We start from the raw sequence: 19,169 nt of genomic DNA, 5'->3' as shown, positions 1-19,169 counted from the left end.
CATATAAAAAAGAAATCATCAGACAGCGCTGCATCAAGACTAGTCAGAAGAGGCAATGATCATAATCTGATTAGATAGGGAGTGTTTTTCCGATGCGAACGTTGAAGAGCTTTATGATGATGTTGTTCGAATTGATGTTTGGATTGTACTATGGTATCTTTCGACGAGGAGAGCACTATGACAAAGAAACACAGCATTTACGTGGTGTTCGCTATGGAGCTTTCGTAGTTGGCCTCATGGTTACACTGGTTTTCATGGCCATGATTTTGTATCCGAGCAGTTTGTAACATACTGGGGAGTGTACAGCATTGGTGAATATACAACCTGAGATAGAGTCTATCTTGAATCGATATATTGAATTGATTGGCGAATATAAGCAGGATTGGCTAGAGGGATTGTATCTCTATGGCTCTATCGCGTTAGGGGATTATTCGTTATCATTAAGCGATATCGATTTCATTGCGATCACTCGTGAACGACTGAATGCAGATGAGATCAGACAAATGGCTATTATACATGCGGAAGTAAGGCGGTTTGCTCCAAAGCCTAATATGAACGGGATCTACTTGACTTGGGAGGACATGGGCAAGCTGTCTCATGAAATTGCCTCGTTTCCCTATTATTGCGATGGGAAGATGAACCGAGCCGGTTATTTCGAGCTCAATCGTGTGACCTGGTATGAAATGAAGCATCATGGCATAGCAATCGTTGGGCCGCCTATTTCTGAATTGGATATTCCCTTAGATATGAACTTGTTCATGTCTGACATGCATGAGAATTTGAATACCTATTGGGCGAATTGGATACAGAGATCAACACCGTTATTGTCTATTCATTCCTTCCTGCTGCTCAATCGTGCTCAAATTGCATGGGGTGTACTTGGTGTAACCAGACAATGGTATACGTTCCGTGAAAGAGCGATTGTGAGTAAGGCTGGAGCGGGGGAATATGCATTGAGCATAGTTCCTCCACGGTGGCATAAGATTTTGCAAGAATCGATCAACCAAAGACGAGGCATCGTGGAATCTCTCTATGCTTCAAAGTGGGCGAGGAAGCGGGATGCTTTGGCATATATGACTTATTTGATGAATGAGTGCAATCATTTGTTCGATGATGAACTTAGCTGTGTAACATGATTGGTAACGCAACTATAATAACGAAGTATTTCTGGAGATTCGGGATCACGGGGAAGTGAACTCGAGTCTTTTTTTATTTTTCTCTATGATAATCATTATCAATGCTATATAATGACATAGATTGTTGATTATGATTATACTGACATAGAGAAATGAGGGAATCGATTGCTGCGAAGGTTTTTCTCCTATTATCGTCCTTACATGGGGCTGTTCTTCTTAGACTTTTCCTGTGCGGTATTCGTCGCATTACTTGAACTCGGTTTCCCGTTGGCAGTGAACCAGGTTGTGGACAAGCTGCTGCCAACAGGGAACTGGACGTGGATTGTATGGGCTTGCATTGGCCTGCTCGTGATCTATTTGATTAATATGGTGCTGCATTTTGTCGTCACGTACTGGGGGCATATGCTCGGCATTAACATTGAGACAGATATGCGCAAGAAAATGTTCGAGCACCTGCAGAAGCTGTCATTTCGTTTCTTCGATAACAATAAGACAGGGCAACTGATGTCTCGCATGTCGAATGACCTCCTCGAAATCGGCGAGGTAGCCCACCATGGGCCGGAAGATTTGTTCATTGCGGTGATGACGCTGCTCGGCGCATTTGGTCTTATGCTCGGGTTGAACTGGAAGCTGGCCGTGTTGACGTTCGTCGTTGTTCCGTTACTATGTTCCATCACGATCTATTTCAATAAGAAGATGATGGGGACATTCCGGAGAATGATGACAGACCTTGCTGACTTCAATGCTCGCGTAGAAGACAGCATTGGCGGGATCCGCGTTGTTCAAGCCTTTGCTAACGAGACACATGAGAAGGAGTTGTTCGCAGAGAACAACGGCCGCTTCCGCAAGACGAAGCTGTTGTCCTATCGCATCATGGCGTGGAATACGTCAATCAGTTATATTTTGATGCGTATTGTAACCGTATTTGTTCTGTTGTGCGGTACATGGTTTGTCATTCAGAAGGAATTATCTTACGGAGAGTTTTTGGCGTTTATTTTGCTGACGAACGTATTCCTCGGCCCGATCCAGAAGATTAATACTGTGATCGAGAGTTATCCGAAAGGAATCGCTGGATTCAAGCGCTATGTAGAGATTATCGACACCGAGCCTGACGTGAAGGATAAGCTGGATGCAGTGGATGTGGGCATGCTGCGCGGCAATATTCGGTTCCAAGATGTTACGTTCGGTTACGAACAGGATCGTCCTGTTCTGCGCGGCATTAACGTTGCCATCAATGCCGGCGAGACGGTTGCCTTCGTTGGACCGTCGGGCTCTGGCAAGACGACGCTCTGCAGTTTACTGCCGCGATTCTACGACGTGCTTGAAGGCAGTATTACGGTAGACGGCGCCGATATTCGCGATATGAAGCTGCAATCGCTGCGCAAGCAGATTGGAATCGTGCAGCAGGACGTCTTTTTGTTCGCTGGAACCATTCGTGAGAATATCTCATATGGACGTCTTGGAGCCTCCGATAAGGATATTTGGGAAGCAGCACGACGCGCGCGGCTGGATGATTTCATTCGTGATCAGCCAGACGGCATGAACACAGTAATTGGCGAGCGTGGAGTGAAGCTGTCGGGTGGTCAGAAGCAGCGCCTCGCCATTGCGCGTATGTTCTTGAAGAATCCGCCAATCCTTATCTTGGATGAAGCAACATCTGCTCTTGATACGGAGACGGAAGCAGCTATCCAGCAGTCTCTAGCGGAATTGTCGGAAGGACGGACAACGCTAGTAATCGCTCATCGCTTGGCAACGATTAAGAATGCCGATCGTATCGTAGTTGTAACCGATAAGGGAATTGTAGAACAGGGTGGTCATGACGAACTGCTTGCCGTAGGCGGCGTGTATAGCCGACTGCACAAGGCGCAATTCAGAGAATAGCATCTAATTATGTGCTGACAGCATTGCTGACCATACTTGTATATTTGTACGATAAAATGAATTAGATTTTGAAGCCTGATTCACGCATGATTGCGTTTCGAATCAGGTCTTTTTGTTTTGTTCGATTAGGGTACTTGGAGCACTTCCAGCAGGTGGTTGTGTGAGGATAATTTGCAATGATCATAATAGTACCTTGACTGTCATAGTACTTTGATCTATATTGTTATTGAGGAGGTGATCCTTGCATGAATGCGAAGCTGTCTTCCGATTTGCTGCGCGGCCATACGGATACAATTATTTTGAAGCTGCTGATGAGTGGAGATAAATACGGTTATGAAATATGCAAGCTGGTGCACAGTGGATCAGACGGGCAATACGAGCTGAAGGAAGCCACAATGTATTCCAGTCTGAAGCGGCTGGAGTCAGAAGGAAACATTACTTCCTATTGGGGCGACGAGACGCATGGCGGTAGACGGAAGTATTACCGCATTACGGACAAAGGGCGCGTCACGTATGCAGACAATAAGCAGAATTGGGAATATGCGAAGAAAATATTAGATATTTTGATATAAGAAAGGTGGAATATGCGATGAATGAGCGACTAAGACGATACTTGGACAGCGTCTTTTCCCCATATGAAGATTTGAAGCAGATCCAGGAACTGAAGGAAGAACTGCTGTATGATTTACAGGAGAAGCTGAGCGATTTGAAGAAGGAGGGTTATGATGATGAGGCAGCCTATCTTCTAACGATTGAATCGATTGGTGAGATTTCTGAACTCATTGAGAGTATTAATTCGCAAACGGTTCAGCTGCAGCAGAAGGTGGGGATGGACTTTTCGAAAAGCAATTTGGAAAACTCTGATTTCAAATCGACTTCTGTGCATGATGGACAGTTCAATTACAGCAATTTGAAAGGATCGGATTTCAGCTATTCGGATTTAACGAATAGTTCTTTCAAGTGCAGCAGCTTGGATCAGGTCAACTTTACAGGGGCAAATTTGTCAGGTGCGCAAATTGTGAAGTCAAGCGCGAGAAAAGCGATTTTCACAGATTGTATTTTCGAGAATACCACGTTCAAGTACTCTGATTTCACTGGCGTCAGCTTTGACAACTTAACATTCAATGGGGTTGTGTTTGATTATGCTGGATTGCGAAAGACAACATTCCGCAATGCGGTATTCAACAATGTGTCATTTAAGACAGATGTGAAGAAGACGATTTTCGACGGGGCGACGATGGATAAGCTGACTTATGCGCTGCTGAAGAGCTATAAGGCTGATTTGTCCAATGTAACGGTGCGCTAAGAAGCTTGGTGCGTCTGCGTAAAGGATGAAGAATTCATAATGTGAACTTACCTGCGGGCCATTAGGCAGCGGGTAAGTTTTTGTTATAGCCCGAAGTCTCGTAATGGAAGGAAGGAGGGGCATTCTTGAAAAAGTGGCTTACCACTGACTATTTGCTCTATGGCAGTGCAGAGAGTATGGCGAATCGTTCCGAAAGGAAGTGATCAGCTTGAAACAGCGGGGTATGAAGACCGAGCCTGCCTTCGCACTGCTTCTTCAGCTTGATGGCGATCCCTATGAACAATTACTTCGAATCGATTGTGATTAATTTCATAGACAATCATGCTGCTGATTGCTAGAAATGATACATATGTAACATTTGGCAAAGATAATAGGGGGGGCAAGTCACAGCATGAGTGGAAAATCAGTTGCACCAGTCAGTCAAGATTATATCATCGAGCAGGTCAAAGAGAAGTATAGCTGTACCGTCTTGAAATGCGAAGGACGTCCTGTGCTTGAATTCAAATCTGAACAGGAACTTCATGAGATTACGGATTATGTGCAGCACAACTTCGAAATGGAATTAATGGACGTATTTTTTACGGCCATTGAGAGTTTGCAGCCAGAAGAGTAGGAAGCTCATATGGGGAGGATTATCAACCAACCCTTCCATGTTGTATAAGGCTGAGAAATGCGATTTTGCAGCATGTTACAGTGGAGTGGAAAGACCGAGAAAAGACACCAATTGATGCCAAAATGAATTTTTTTGTGATAAATGACCGGGTAGCAATGTGTTTTGGTGTACAATAAGATATATTACGTCATTACGCAGCTATTGAGGTGTAGAAATATGATTATTTTGAAAAGTCAGCAAGAAATCGATGCAATGCGCGAATCGGGGAGACTGCTTGCGCAGGTGCATCAAGAGCTCGCAGGTATGATTAAGCCTGGCGTGACCACACATGAGATCGATCAGTTCGTGGAGCGCTATTTGCATAAGCATGGTGCAACGCCTGAACAGAAGGGATATCACGGCTTTCCGTTTGCGACATGCGCATCCGTGAATGATGTGATCTGTCACGGGTTCCCGAACAAAGAGCCATTGAAGGAAGGCGACATCGTAACCATTGATATGGTCGTAAATTTGAATGGTGCACTGTCTGATTCGGCGTGGAGCTACCGTGTCGGTGAAGTATCGGAGCAGGCAGACAAATTGCTCACCGTTACGGAGAAATGCTTGTATCTCGGCATCGAGCAGGCGGTTCCAGGCAATCGACTCGGAGATGTCGGACATGCGATTCAATCCTATGCAGAAGCGAATGGATTCTCGGTAGTAAGAGACTTCATCGGCCATGGTATAGGCAAGGATATGCATGAGGAGCCGCAAGTACCGCACTATGGTTCTCCAAATCGCGGCATTCGCTTGAAGGAAGGCATGGTCATTACGATCGAGCCGATGCTGAATACGGGCCGCTATCATGTGAAGCTCGACAGCGACGGTTGGACTGCACGTACAGCTGATGGCGGTTTGTCGGCGCAATATGAGCATACGATTGCGATTACGAAGGATGGTCCAGTTATTTTGACAACCTTATAAGTGGAAACAGCTGCGAGCAGTTGTTACACGCGTCATGTATGTGAACATGTGCAAGCGCCCTCTGGTGGAGATCATCCCATTTAGAGGGCGTTTTCTCTTTTTGTATCCCCGGTTAATTTATATGTTGAAGGATTTGTCAGAGTGATTATAGAATGGATATATCTGTCTATCGCGAAAAGGGGGATCAATCAATGATACATATACAGACAGTTGCACGAACTCAACTTGATGAGTTGGCAGAGTTATATACGGAGCTCGATGAAAGTGAGACGAACATTGAAAGGCTAAGAGAAAGATTTACTGCGCTGCAATCGAACCCAGACTATACATTCATAGGTGCAGTAGATGATTCCGGCAAGCTTGTCGGCTCCGTAATGGGGATTCGCTGTTATGACTTAACAGGTCAATGTCGCCCGTACATGGTGCTGGAAAATATGATCGTTAGCAAAAGCTATCATCGAAAAGGCATTGGACAAATCCTCGTAGATGCGATTGAGAAAATTGCCGTAGAAAGCGACTGTCATAGTGTTGTTCTTTTATCAAGTGCGTGGAGAACGGATGCGCATCAATTTTATGAGAAGCTTGGATTTACGAAGGATGCGGCATATGGCTTTATTAAGCCATTGAACTAAGCAATGACGCAAGAGAAGGAAGAGATCTTGCAACGACTTCGCAATTAAAGGGGGATGTCGATGAAATCGTATCGGACGAACAGCAGCGATGGCGTAGGCATACATGTTCTGGATACTTTGGATGAAGCAGATCCGTCTATTACCCCATTGCTTATTTGCCCGGGATTGTCCGAGACCGCGGAGGAATTTGAATCACTTATGGAATTCTTGCTTCCGCGAAGATGTGTGGCATTGTCATTCCGTGGACGAGGACATAGTGACACACCGCTCACTGGATATGGCTTGGAGGAGCATGTGGCCGATATCGAGAAGGTTGTACAGGCTGCTGGATTGATTCAATATCACATGTACAGCCACTCAAGAGGAGTATCCTATGCGTTGGGGTATGTGAGAGCAGGAAAGCCGCATATACGCAGTCTGCTGCTTGATGATTATCCGCCTGAGCATCGCGCCATGAGCGAAGCGTGGGCCGAAGAATACTTACATGAATACATCATTCCGCACGAACGCTTACCGCACATTCGGCAGGAAGCGGTTATCGGAATTCATCGTGATTCTGAATATGCTGCTCTTGAAATCATGCTTCCACAGCCTGTTCTAGTCATGCATGGTATGCTGGATGATTCAATGATTACGGAAGAAGATCTGAATCGTTACAAGTTGATGTGCGCGGATCTCACGGTGCGGCCCTTCGCTCACTCCGGGCATGGAATTAGAATGACGGAAGAACAAGGATTGTATGAGACGATTCGAGACTTTTTGAATCAGTGTGACAAGTGAGCATGGGCAGGGCTCGGGAACTTTTACAACTTTTATAATCGGATCTGAGGTCGAGCTAAAAAGGTGAAAATTAAAGATGATGCAGGAGAAGGAGTGCACTGTTCCTTCTCTTTTTTTATATTGGGAATAAGTCTCAATTGTTGGGAAGGTGGCTAATAAAGTTCACCGATTAGGCATAATTGAGGTGTTGATCTGCATAACAAATAAATGGTACAATATGGCATATATTATAAATCTCTGGTGGTGTACGGATGTCAAGCTTTTGGAATGCGGTCATCTCCGGCTCCAAGCAGCAGAAGATTATGCTTGGTGTTTTTGTATGCCTATTCGTCGTCACGCTCCTCGAACTTGAACTCATTGATATGATGACCATTCATTATCATTCAACGGGCAGAACATCAGGCAATGGCAACATAGGATTGATTGCAATCCTCCTATTTGTTCCGTTCTACCTCTTGTTGCTGGCCCTCATTGGTACTGCATCAGGATTCGTTTATATGAACCGGTTGAGTAATAAGAAGTCCAACAGCGGGTTTCTCATTTTCCTCATTGGAATATCGATTGGATTAGGATTGGTACAGCGCTTTGTGTTTATGAGAGAGGGCGTGCCTGATGATGTTTCGGACAATTCCTTATTGGATTATTTGCTCACTCCGTATATGAATTCTGCTTTCTTCAATCTATTCACGTATTTATTAGGGATTATTTTCACGATAGTGTTCAGTTACTTCATTGCACTTCTCATTCATTCCCTCCGTAACAAGCAGGAAGTAGCAGACGAACATGGTTCTCAATAGAAGAATAACTTGTCTTTGTTGCCCTATGATGCGCTCTACAGGCAAGCAAAGGTGAAGAAGCACACCTCAGACTTCCACAACAAACAACTCGTTCTTTCTTTACACACGAAATGATATTTTGCCCACAACATGTGATTTTTTCCATTTTTTATATGTGCATGACAGTGCTCCAACTATTCTTGATCTTTCAAGTTCATCGGATGTCTTCGATGGATTGGTTCATCGTGCAGGTAGTAGTTATTCCTCGTTTTGTGAGTTGGAGGTATGAATTTCAGGATGAGGATCATATGGATGACTGTATTGTGTTTCTGTGTCATGTTGTCCACAATCGGCTGCTCGTCAACAGAATGGCAGCAGTACACGAAGTTGGCCGAAGCATTTAAGCAAGCACAATACGATGTACCTGATTATACGCAAATTACAGGACATGTGGATCAGATCCTCGGGAGATACGAGAGGATTAAGCCTTTCCTGACCCGAGAGACATATAACCAACTGTATCGAAACCGAACTCTGGCCATTGCGTTAGGTACAGCCAAGAAACAGCAATGCAATATCGAAGTGACTTCATTTCAGCTACAAGAACAATCTGAGACTGAGGCTGAACCTAAGACGGTGAAGTCAATGTCATTTACGTATTCCATGACCATGCTGCTGCGTGATGCACAGGGACAGCTGATTGAAGTGATCGAAGTGCCGGCAGGTCAGATGGATTTTGCAATCCAGGATGGGGGATTGTTCATATTGAGTGATCGGGATGGAGAGCCATTAATGAGCAAGTACAACTAGGAGGTTGATTGTCATGATTATTAAAATGCAAACGGACGTATATCGTTCGATTGCACAAGACTCGCTGGGCTGGAAGATGATTGAGCCTATCATTGAGCGAATCAAGGGCAAGGACCCTATTGAGAAGTCACAGGTGTATGCTAAGTTGACCGAGGGTCAAAAGGCACTGTTTATGTTTTTTGTGTTTCATAAGCATACTGAATCTATCGATGAGTTTTATTGGTTTTCCTCTTATTTTGTAGGTGATCTTCAGGCGTGGCAGGCTTTGAAGAAGGGCATGCGGCAATTTGAAGATGAAGGCATGCTGCGCTTGTATGACCAAGTAGAAGCGTTAGTGGAGTCATACAAGCGCAAGCCAGACCGATCTTGGCGTGAAGCGATCGTTGCTGATTTGGAACAAAATGAGGAACTCTACGGCAAGGTATCTCACCTTTATGAAGCGTACAAGAAGCAAGCACCAGCGACGCTTGAACATATCCATTACTATATTCAGCATAACGTAGAAGAATTTGTTGAGCTTGTAACGTAATTATTAAAAATTATTAGCCGCATATGCACACTCTCTTACTTTTAAATAGTTATTTTTTACAACATTTCCGTTATAATAATCTATGGAGTATCTAATAGAGAGGGTGCATATGAGATGAAATTTAGCGATTACACATATGTCCGACCTGATGCGAAGTTAATTGAGCAACAAATCAAACAATTGATCAGTTCCTTTGAAGCTGCGGAAAGCTTCGAACAGCAAGATCGCATCATGTCAGACATCAACAAGCTTCGCAGTGAATTCGATACGCAAGCGCAGCTGGTATCCATTCGCCATTCGATCGATACAAATGACGAATTTTACAAAGCAGAACAAGAGTACATGGATGAAGTAGGTCCCGTTATCCAAGAATACATAACTAACTATTACCGGGCGCTTGTGAATTCGAAGTATAGAGCGGAGCTCGAGGCGAAGTGGGGCATTCAACTGTTCCAGTTGGCTGAGAAGATGCTCAAGACATTCAGCCCTGAGATCATTGAAGACTTGCAGTTGGAGAACAAGCTATCGACAGAATATTCCCAATTGATTGCTTCTGCGAAAGTTCTATTCGAAGGGGAAGAGCGTACGCTGGCACAGCTGACACCGTTCGAGTTGTCCACAGATCGCGATATGCGCAAGCGTGCTTCTGAAGCGAAGTTCGGCTTTATGTCCGAGAACGAAGCGAAGTTCGACCGCATTTATGATGATCTGGTTAAGGTGCGTACGAAGATTGCGAAGAAATTGGGCTATGAGAATTATGTTCAGCTTGGATACGACCGTATGTGCCGCACCGATTACAATGCGGAAATGGTAGCGAACTTCAGAGCGCAGGTGTTGGAATATATCGTGCCAGCTGCTACGAAGCTGAAGGAGCGTCAAGGCAACCGGATCGGCGTTGATCATATGTACTACTATGATGAGTCGTTTAACTTCAAGACTGGGAATGCGACGCCGAAGGGTGATCCAGATTGGATTGTACAGAACGGAGCCAAGATGTATGAGGAATTGTCGCCAGAGATGAATGAGTTCTTCACGTTTATGCGTGAGAATGATTTGATGGATCTTGTCAGCAAGAAAGGCAAGCAAAGCGGCGGGTACTGTACATTCTTGAGCGAATACGGCGCACCGTTTATTTTCTCCAACTTCAATGGTACATCCGGCGATATCGATGTTTTGACACATGAAGCGGGCCATGCGTTCCAAGTGTACGAAAGCCGTCATTTCGAAGTGCCAGAATACAACTGGCCTACGTATGAAGCTGCCGAAATTCATTCGATGAGCATGGAGTTCTTCACATGGCCATGGATGGAGCTGTTCTTCCAGGAAGACACGGAGAAGTATAAGTTCGCTCATTTGGCTGGCGCGCTGTTGTTCATCCCATACGGAGTAACGGTGGATGAATTCCAGCACTTTGTATACAGCAATCCAGAAGCAACACCTGCGGAGCGCAAGGCTGCTTGGCGCGACATCGAGAAGAAGTACTTGCCGCACAGAGACTATGAAGGCAATGATTACTTGGAGCACGGCGGATTCTGGCAGAAGCAAGGCCATATCTATCAATCGCCATTCTACTATATCGATTACACTTTAGCACAATTGTGTGCATTCCAATTCTGGAAGCGCATGAATGAAGATTGGAAGTCCGCTTGGGCAGACTATCTGAAGCTGTGCCGTGCAGGTGGAAGTCAATCCTTCACAGGTTTGGTACAAGTAGCGGGACTGATCTCACCATTCGAAGATGGCTGTATTGCTTCGGTGATCGGGGACATTGAGAACTGGTTGAATGGTGTCGATGATGCGGCATTGTAAGCAATCAGCATTGAATCACAACTGATATTAACAATTGGACCACAAGCACGAGTCGTGCTTGTGGTCTTTGCATAAGGTCGAATTTTAGCTGTCCTCCCTTTATTGCAAATTGATGTACTGGTAATATTAGGGGGAGGGGGTTCGTAGATAGTTTCTTCCATGTATGGCTATGAAAGGGCGGGTAGAATAAAGCTAAAGTGTTTCGGAACTTCATGTGGGTGCAGCCGGCTTCTATTTTCTACAATATTCCCCACCAAAATAATCTATGGATTATCTAATAGAGAGGATGCATAAGAAGATGAAGTTTAGTGAATACGCATATGTCCGACCGGATGCGAAACAAATTGAACAGCAAATGAAACGACTGATCAGTTCCTTTGAAGCTGCAGACAGCTTCGAGCAGCAGGATGACATCATGTCTGACATTAACAAGCTTCGCAGTGAATTCGATACACAGGTGCAATTGGTATCTATTCGCCATTCGATCGATACGAATGATGAATTCTACAAAGCCGAGCAGGAATACATGGACGAGGTAGGTCCAGTAATCCAAGAATACATAACAGACTACTATCGGGCGCTTGTGAATTCGAAGTTCAGATCAGAACTTGAACAGAAATGGGGCATTCAGCTGTTCCAGTTGGCTGAGAAAATGCTCAAGACGTTCAGCCCTGAAATTATTGAAGACTTGCAGCTGGAAAACAAGCTGTCAACCGAACATTCTCAATTGATCGCTTCTGCCAAAATCCCATTCGAAGGGGAAGAGCGTACACTGGCACAATTGACACCATTCGAGCTGTCTACAGATCGTGACATGCGTAAGCGTGCATCTGAGGCGAGGTTCGGATTCATGGCGGAAAACGAAGCGAAGTTTGATCGCATATATGATGATCTGGTGAAAGTACGTACGAAAATTGCAAAGAAGTTGGGCTACGAGAATTTTGTTCAGCTTGGATATGACCGGATGTGCCGTACGGATTATGATGCGAACATGGTCGCGAATTTCAGAGCACAGGTGCTGGAACATATTGTGCCAGCTGCAATGAAGCTGATAGAGCGCCAACGCAATCGGATCGGCGTTGATAAAATGTACTACTATGACGAATCCTTCAAATTCAAGACAGGCAATGCAGCACCGAAGTGCGATCCAGAATGGATCGTTGAGAACGGAGCGAAGATGTATCAAGAACTGTCTCCGGAGATGAACGAGTTCTTCACTTTTATGTGTGAGAACGAGCTGATGGATCTTATTAGCAAGAAGGGTAAGCAAAGCGGCGGTTATTGCACATTCTTAAGTGAATTTGGCGCGCCGTTTATCTTCTCCAACTTCAATGGTACGTCTCATGATATCGACGTATTGACGCACGAAGCAGGCCATGCGTTCCAAGTGTACGAGAGCCGTCATTTCGATGTGCTTGAATATAACTGGCCAACCTATGAAGCGGCAGAAATTCATTCCATGAGCATGGAGTTCTTCACATGGCCGTGGATGGAGCTGTTCTTCCAAGAAGATACAGAGAAGTATAAGTTCGCTCATTTGGCGGGCGGATTGCAGTTCATTCCACACGGTGTATCTGGGGATGAGTTCCAGCATTTCGTATACAGCAATCCGGAAGCAACCCCAGCTGAACGTAAGGCGGCTTGGCGCGACATCGAGAAGAAGTACTTGCCGCATAGAGACTATGAAGGCAATGATTACTTGGAGCGTGGCGGATTCTGGCAGAAGCAAGGACATATCTATCAATCGCCATTCTACTATATCGACTATACATTGGCACAGATGTGTGCGTTCCAATTCTGGAAGCGTATGAATGAAGATTTTACAGCCGCTTGGGCAGATTATTTGAAGCTGTGCCGTGCGGGCGGAAGTCAATCCTTCACAGGCTTGATGCAAGTAGCGGGACTGATCTCACCATTCGAAAATGGCTGTATTGCTTCGGTGATCGGGGACATTGAGAACTGGTTGAACAAGGTTGACGATACTGCCTTGTAGCGCTCAATAGAAGAAGCATCGAAGACCAAAAGCGATTACGCTTGTGGTCTTTGCATACGGATAGAGACAGAAGGAATGAGAATGGAAGAAGTTTGGAAATTACAGGGTTCGTAATCGTGTTCAGTCGTGTATAATATAGCTGTGCAAGTTATTGAACGATAACTTGATTGGTTGAGGAAGGAGGGATAGCATGAAGATGAAGTGGCTAGGCATCGCGTGTGGAAGCTGTCTGCTCCTAACACTTATTTTAGTAAGTGTAGCTAGCCTAACCACAACTGGCAAATGGCTGGGTCTCACAGCTGCAATCCTGATTGGAATAGGCGCCTTATTATTTGGCGTGTTTGCCGATCCGAATCAGGCACGATATATTCACCACCACACGAGCAGTAAGAACGAGCGGCAGAACCGTGAACGGTGGGGAACCTTGTTTCTAATCATGTCCACCCCATTTATTGTGCTATCTCTGATTTTACTAGCGATTAGCCAATAGCTTGGGTACGAACTTTCGGTATCAGAAATTCATGGATTAACTAGTCAACAGGAGATTCAATCATGCACTTTGTATTGTTACTTGTAGCAGGGCTTTTTGCCATTTTTTTAGTGTCTAGCATCATTCGGCAAGATTATCGCAATATCGTATTTCAATCTATTGTTCTCTCGGTAATGCTTCTGCTGTATATCGTATTCCGCAAGGATCAGAAGCGGAGTAATGAATTCGTGATTTGGTTGTACTTGAATCGTGAGCAGCTTCGACAAGAAGGAACCAACTATGAACAATGTCTAATTGATCACGAATCCGAATTCGTGCAGTATGAGGTCTGTCTATCCTTCGGGATATTCAGCTATCGAACGAAAACGGGCTATTATGTGAAGGGTTATCATCTGACACCGCTTCTGAATATGGCCTTCAGTCTTTATACCTTCGTATTTGGCTGGTGGGCGCTCCCAGCTGGGCCTATCAATACGGTGCGTGCACTAGGTTTTAATCTGTTAGCCAAGCCGAAGAAGTTGGAAGAAGTACTGACCGAGATTGAGGTAGAAGTGAACGATGCGCTGCGTAAGGAAGAACAGAAGAAGATGAAAAAGCAGTCTCGCATGTCGAAGGAAGAACGTGAGCTTGACAACCAACAATAACGACAACAATTCTGTGCATGTTGCTGTGGCATCTGCATGGTAGAAGGAGCGGATTCGAATGATTAAAGCAGTTATTTTTGATTTTGATGGCTTGATTGTCGATACGGAAACAGCATGGTATGAGTCGTATAAACAGGTAAGTGCTGCGTACGGAGTAGACTTGAAAATAGAAGTATGGGGACAGTGTGTCGGTGCTTCCTTCGAGCATTTTGATCCATTGGATTATATAGTAGAACATGCAAATCGTCCGATAGATCGCGACGAATTCAAGCGGGAGGCGGATGCGCAGTTCGCGATTATCATGGAAGGGAAGGGCTTGAGACCTGGAGTTGAGATGTATCTAACCGAAGCGAAGCGTACTGGATTACGTATCGGACTTGCATCTAGCTCGAACCGTGTGTGGGTTGAATCCTATTTGAATAAGTTCAATATTCGCTCATACTTTGAAGTTGTGAACACGTCAGATGATGTTGAACGTATCAAGCCTGCTCCAGATTTATATGAGAAGACGCTGCGTGAACTTGATGTTAAAGGCACGGAAGCGGTTGCGTTCGAAGATTCGATGCATGGCATGATCGCAGCCAAAGCAGCGGGAGCTTACTGTGTGGTCGTACCGAACAATGTTACCTCGCATATGGAATTTACAGGAAGTGATGGACGATTAGACTCGATGGCGGAGAAGGAATTGAATGCTGTACTTGCAAGTGTTGCAGCAAGCCCTCAAGCTGAGTCTGTATAAAAAAATGGTGAAATGGAGGATATAGTATTGTCATTTGTATGGGAGAACATGATTGGAGGAATTCTGTTCCTGCTTGTTCTAGTCGCAGTGATGATCGGAGTGGTGCTTCTAATTGTTCGCTCAAAGCAGCGTACCTCTCAATTGCATCTCAGGATCGGGAAGCTGGAACGTCAGGTGAATGAACTACAAGGTCATCCCGCCAATAAACAACGATACTAACAATCGGAACTCTAATAATCTGTTCTACATGAAAGTTGGGGGATAGAAATGACTGCATCGAATGAAATTACATACGGTATGTATACGATGTGTATGGTACAGGATGGAGATCAAGTACTCTTGATGAATCGTCCTGACAGTAAGGGCTTTCCTGGGTATTTGGCTCCGGGAGGCAAGGTCGAATTTCCAGAAAGTCTGACAGAGGGCGCAATTCGAGAAGTCTATGAGGAGACAGGTCTGCGAGTGAGTGGACTGATCTATAAGGGCTTAGACGAATATGTCGTTCCTTCTACGAATTATCGGTACATGGTATTCAATTATTTGGCTACCTCCTATGAGGGAGAATTGTTGAAGAATCCTCCGGAGGGGGAACTAGAATGGGTGCCAATTGAGGAAGCGTTGGAATTGCCGATGCAGTCATGGTTCAGACGTAAGTTTTCTTTGTTCTTCAAGGAAGGGACATTTGAGATATCCGTAGTATGGAATGAAGAGGAGAAGCAAGCGATAGAAGAGAAGATTGTCTTGCTTGTTTGAGGAAGAGGACAATAGGACAACCAATCGGGTAGTTGTAAACTCGTAATAAGTAGGCTTTGCAGAAAACGCCGGGAGTGCCTGGCGTTTTTTGTGTATTTGTATCGAAATTATGTCATGCATGCCCTCTGCATGATCCGACCTTCTTGTTGAAGGGGGAACGCAGCAATCATTGTACCTTAATGAGAATTTTAAAGATTGCACATTGGTAATTGGTGTGGTTAAATATGGTATTAAAGATGGGGTTGCAGGTTATTATCGCGATTTTTCAGGAGGATATCGTGTCCTTGCTTACATTTCTAGCGGAATTGGGGCTGCGCATACTTCTTAGAACAACAGCGCCTCTAAGCTGTTCAGAAAGAGAAATGAGGGAATACAAGCGAGCATATCAGGAAGCGCTTGATGGGGATGGCATCGTACGGATTGCTCCTTCTTATTCAAAAGAACGGTTTGTACGTTACATCGCTGCTGCGGAGAACGTGCTGCTACACGGGTCGAATCATCAAGAAATCGATGAGCTGCTTACGAAGCAGCAAACGTTGTACAACGGGATCATGACCGAGGCGGTTTTTGCGACTAGTGATGGGATTTGGGCCATGTTCTATGCCGTGCTCGACCGAGCGAAGCTGAAGATCAATTTTCGCAATGGATGTGTAATTAGCTTACGGAATAAGAGATTTTATTTTTTCTCTTTAACTAGAGAAACGTTTGAAGACACCAACCACCCGTGGAGGAGGGGGACGATTTATTTGCTGTCCAAGGATACGTTCAACGGCCCCGAACAGAAAGCTGCCGCGTTCGATGAATGGACCAGTTGCACTTCAGTGAAGTCGCTCGCTCGCATTCATGTCAAGCCGTCAGACTTTATATTTTTAGATCATGTAGCCGCGCATAAGAGCACAGAATCTGCCGCATGGACCTGGTTGTTATACAAATGGAGATCGCGCGCTCGCAAGCGAATGCAATCGACGTCCCAAGTATAATATAGCGTTTGGAGGAGGAAGAAAATGAACAAGAAAGAATTATTGCTCGATCAATTTCTCGTCTGCACCTTAGAAAAAGGCTGGTTCGCTCCGTTATTCGCATCGTTGGAAGGCTTGTCCGCATCACAGGCGCTATGGAAGCCGAATAATCAGGTTCACTCGATATGGGAGATTGCTGAACATTTGCTTTTTTGGCAAGAACGCTACTTGCTTCGCTTTCAGCAAAAACAAGTCCCTGATTTGACAATAGAAAATGAAGAAACCTTTAGATTGGGTAAGTCTGACAGAACCGAGGAGGATTGGTCAGAGCTGCTGCAACGGTTCGCTTCTGTTCTTGATCAGTGGAAGCAGGAATTGACTTCGTCCAGCGAGCGCAAGATGGAAGAGTCTGTACGTCCTGGTTCCGATGAACCTTGGGAATCGACGCTCATCAATATGAATGCTCATATTGCCTATCACGCCGGACAGATTGTATATTTGCGCAAGCTGCAAGGAGTATGGGACTCACAATTAGGGGCTTAATCATACATCATGGTTTGGGATAAAGAGGAGGGGTTAAGATGCAGCAAGAAATCGTTGATTATTACACAAGATTTGACGAATGGGGAAGATTGGAGCGGGAGAGCTTAGAATTTCGCATCAATTGGCATTACATGAAGCGGTATCTTCCATCACAAGGGGAGGTTCTGGATAATGGTGCCGGACCTGGGCGGTACGCGATGGAATTGGCTCGCTCTGGTTATCAGGTCACCTTAACTGATCTAACACCTGCCTCTGTTGATTTTGCAGAGAATAAGGCTGCTGAGCTTAATCTCACTGCACAATTTCGCGGATTCTATGCCGCAGACGCTAGGAATTTACATATGCTACCGAATGAAAAGTTTGATGCAGCTCTCATGTTAGGGCCATTGTATCATTTGCAGGAGGAAGAGGAGCGGGCAGCTGCCGCAGAAGAATTATACCGTGTAACGAAACCGGGTGGTATCGTCTTTGTTGCATTCCGACCACGCCTTGTACACACCCTTCTCTCTCTTAAATTTCCACAGAATTGGAAGCCGCTCGACAATGTAGAGGCTTTACAAGATTTTTTACATACCGGAATATTCAATCATGCAGATAAAGGCAGATTTACTGGCGCATACTTTTACAAGGTAGAAGAGATTATGCCATTCATGCGTGAACATGGATTTGAAGGAATCCAGTTGATCAGCTCCTCTGGGCTTGGAGGAAATTTAACGCCGGAGCAGTGGCAATATTGGTCGAGCCGTGGCGAACAAGAGCTCAAGGGCCTCTATCAGTTGCTATATGATACTGCTGCCGATCCTTCGCTGCTAGGAACAGGAACCCATTTGTTATACATCGGCAAGAAAGTCCGATAACGAACATTCTACAATTTGCTCGACAATTCGATGACTCAGTATCGAGGCGAACGCCGCGAAGCTGGGTCTTTTTTGGTATATAGACATGACGAAATAACCACATTTTTCAGGGGATGAAACAATTTGCAACAAATTTTGCATTAATACAAGACTATTGTAAGAGGGAAACAAATATGATAGATTACAAGATGTCCCAGAAAAGAGGAAGTTAAAACCGACATGCTAGATTGAGAGATTACGAGGAGGAACTGATTTTGCAGGTGAAATCATGGTTGAAAAGTTGGATTGCATCATTACTCATATGTATTCTAGTCATTACATCGCCGGCGTTTACGTATGCCGAAGTTGGTACATCAGTTGATTCATCCGCGTCTACTGTACTGTCTAATGCAGCGATGGCGTACGATGAGAAAGTTATGGATTCGAAGCCATCGGATGGTGGTCACCAAGTTATCGATTCCAAGCTGTTGCAAGCTTTTCAGTCTGACGGGGTTGAGACGTACATCATCAAGTTAAGGGAACAGCCGGATATGAAAGCCATCTCACAGCATGCGCTGCAATGGTCTAAGCAGAAGGGAGAATCATCAGCGAAGCAGACACGAACGGTGCGCAACTTCATTGTGAACTCGCTAATGAGCACAGCAGACCAGTCGCAATCGGGCATTATTCAGCAGCTCCGTCAAATGGAGTCCGCTGGGGATGTGCGTGAATTCCATCCATATTACATTGTGAATGCGATTGCGGTAACAAGTACGAAGGCGGCCATGGAGAAGCTCGCAGCTCGTGATGAAATCGAGAAGATTCTGCCTAACCATACATATACGCTTCAATCTGAAATCGTGTCGAAGTCGAAGCTAACGGGAGCACAATCTGCTGCTGGCAATCAAGAAGTTCCGTGGAACTTGCGCAATATTAACGCAGCTCAGGCGTGGGAGCTTGGCTTCGATGGAACAGGC

Annotated in this window: 23 protein-coding genes and 1 pseudogene; all 24 read left to right on the top strand. The window is 45.1% G+C overall.

Annotation, left to right across the window (positions count from 1 at the left end; translation table 11 throughout):
- Positions 1-92 precede the first annotated feature (92 nt).
- Positions 93-287: a hypothetical protein gene (locus AZ66_RS16060; protein WP_044355746.1), complete on the top strand. Its 195-nt coding sequence runs from the start codon at positions 93-95 to the stop codon at positions 285-287.
- 24 nt (positions 288-311) lie between these two features.
- Positions 312-1,136, top strand: a complete 825-nt coding sequence (locus AZ66_RS16055) for a nucleotidyltransferase domain-containing protein (protein ID WP_044355748.1) — start codon at positions 312-314, stop codon at positions 1,134-1,136.
- Between the two features lie 165 nt (positions 1,137-1,301).
- Complete coding sequence (locus AZ66_RS16050) at positions 1,302-3,017, top strand: ABC transporter ATP-binding protein (RefSeq protein ID WP_044355745.1); 1,716 nt, start codon at positions 1,302-1,304, stop codon at positions 3,015-3,017.
- A gap of 245 nt (positions 3,018-3,262) precedes the next feature.
- Complete coding sequence (locus AZ66_RS16045; RefSeq protein WP_044355744.1) at positions 3,263-3,589, top strand: PadR family transcriptional regulator; 327 nt, start codon at positions 3,263-3,265, stop codon at positions 3,587-3,589.
- Positions 3,590-3,606: 17 nt separating this feature from the next.
- Entirely contained in the window at positions 3,607-4,323 is a 717-nt protein-coding gene (locus AZ66_RS16040) for a pentapeptide repeat-containing protein (RefSeq protein WP_044355743.1), read from the top strand.
- Positions 4,324-4,501: 178 nt separating this feature from the next.
- A pseudogene (locus tag AZ66_RS30685) lies at positions 4,502-4,630 on the top strand (DUF4269 domain-containing protein); the annotation flags it as partial.
- A gap of 84 nt (positions 4,631-4,714) precedes the next feature.
- Positions 4,715-4,936, top strand: a complete 222-nt coding sequence (locus AZ66_RS16035; RefSeq protein WP_044355742.1) for a hypothetical protein — start codon at positions 4,715-4,717, stop codon at positions 4,934-4,936.
- 216 nt (positions 4,937-5,152) lie between these two features.
- Positions 5,153-5,899, top strand: a complete 747-nt coding sequence (map, locus tag AZ66_RS16030) for a type I methionyl aminopeptidase (protein WP_044355741.1) — start codon at positions 5,153-5,155, stop codon at positions 5,897-5,899.
- A gap of 191 nt (positions 5,900-6,090) precedes the next feature.
- A complete protein-coding gene (locus AZ66_RS16025; RefSeq protein WP_044355740.1) occupies positions 6,091-6,531 on the top strand; it encodes a GNAT family N-acetyltransferase in 441 nt (146 codons plus the stop codon).
- A 60-nt stretch (positions 6,532-6,591) separates the two neighbouring features.
- Positions 6,592-7,311 carry an alpha/beta fold hydrolase gene (locus AZ66_RS29925; RefSeq protein WP_052648550.1) on the top strand — a complete coding sequence of 240 codons (720 nt, stop codon included), beginning with the start codon at positions 6,592-6,594 and terminating at the stop codon, positions 7,309-7,311.
- Between the two features lie 251 nt (positions 7,312-7,562).
- Positions 7,563-8,108, top strand: a complete 546-nt coding sequence (locus AZ66_RS16015; protein ID WP_044355739.1) for a hypothetical protein — start codon at positions 7,563-7,565, stop codon at positions 8,106-8,108.
- Positions 8,109-8,399: 291 nt separating this feature from the next.
- Entirely contained in the window at positions 8,400-8,897 is a 498-nt protein-coding gene (locus tag AZ66_RS16010; RefSeq protein ID WP_044355738.1) for a hypothetical protein, read from the top strand.
- Positions 8,898-8,910: 13 nt separating this feature from the next.
- Positions 8,911-9,426, top strand: a complete 516-nt coding sequence (locus AZ66_RS16005) for a hypothetical protein (protein WP_044355737.1) — start codon at positions 8,911-8,913, stop codon at positions 9,424-9,426.
- A 114-nt stretch (positions 9,427-9,540) separates the two neighbouring features.
- Positions 9,541-11,235, top strand: a complete 1,695-nt coding sequence (locus AZ66_RS16000; RefSeq protein WP_044355736.1) for a M3 family oligoendopeptidase — start codon at positions 9,541-9,543, stop codon at positions 11,233-11,235.
- Between the two features lie 298 nt (positions 11,236-11,533).
- The gene (locus AZ66_RS15995; RefSeq protein WP_044355735.1) at positions 11,534-13,228 is read left to right on the top strand and encodes a M3 family oligoendopeptidase; all 1,695 of its coding nucleotides are present in this window, start codon (positions 11,534-11,536) and stop codon (positions 13,226-13,228) included.
- Between the two features lie 190 nt (positions 13,229-13,418).
- Complete coding sequence (locus AZ66_RS15990; protein WP_044355734.1) at positions 13,419-13,718, top strand: DUF5316 family protein; 300 nt, start codon at positions 13,419-13,421, stop codon at positions 13,716-13,718.
- Positions 13,719-13,780: 62 nt separating this feature from the next.
- Complete coding sequence (locus tag AZ66_RS15985) at positions 13,781-14,362, top strand: hypothetical protein (RefSeq protein WP_044355733.1); 582 nt, start codon at positions 13,781-13,783, stop codon at positions 14,360-14,362.
- 58 nt (positions 14,363-14,420) lie between these two features.
- Positions 14,421-15,101, top strand: coding sequence for an HAD family hydrolase (locus AZ66_RS15980; RefSeq protein WP_044355732.1), 681 nt, complete (start codon positions 14,421-14,423; stop codon positions 15,099-15,101).
- 27 nt (positions 15,102-15,128) lie between these two features.
- Positions 15,129-15,320 (top strand): hypothetical protein, encoded by a 192-nt coding sequence (locus tag AZ66_RS15975; RefSeq protein ID WP_044355731.1) that lies wholly within the window; start codon positions 15,129-15,131, stop codon positions 15,318-15,320.
- A gap of 48 nt (positions 15,321-15,368) precedes the next feature.
- Positions 15,369-15,854, top strand: coding sequence for an 8-oxo-dGTP diphosphatase (locus AZ66_RS15970; RefSeq protein WP_044355729.1), 486 nt, complete (start codon positions 15,369-15,371; stop codon positions 15,852-15,854).
- A 224-nt stretch (positions 15,855-16,078) separates the two neighbouring features.
- The gene (locus AZ66_RS15965; protein ID WP_044355728.1) at positions 16,079-16,834 is read left to right on the top strand and encodes a hypothetical protein; all 756 of its coding nucleotides are present in this window, start codon (positions 16,079-16,081) and stop codon (positions 16,832-16,834) included.
- A gap of 24 nt (positions 16,835-16,858) precedes the next feature.
- Complete coding sequence (locus AZ66_RS15960) at positions 16,859-17,356, top strand: DinB family protein (RefSeq protein ID WP_044355727.1); 498 nt, start codon at positions 16,859-16,861, stop codon at positions 17,354-17,356.
- Between the two features lie 38 nt (positions 17,357-17,394).
- Positions 17,395-18,213 carry a class I SAM-dependent methyltransferase gene (locus tag AZ66_RS15955; RefSeq protein WP_044355726.1) on the top strand — a complete coding sequence of 273 codons (819 nt, stop codon included), beginning with the start codon at positions 17,395-17,397 and terminating at the stop codon, positions 18,211-18,213.
- A gap of 260 nt (positions 18,214-18,473) precedes the next feature.
- The coding region (locus tag AZ66_RS15950; RefSeq protein WP_231586903.1) for a protease inhibitor I9 family protein at positions 18,474-19,169 on the top strand (696 nt) is incomplete at its 3' end.

This window comes from Paenibacillus sp. E194 (genome assembly GCF_000935845.1).
Classification (GTDB): Bacteria; Bacillota; Bacilli; order Paenibacillales; family Paenibacillaceae; genus Paenibacillus_B; species Paenibacillus_B alvei_B.
Note: the sequence above shows the minus strand (reverse complement) of the source record. Positions and strands in the feature narration are given on the sequence as shown.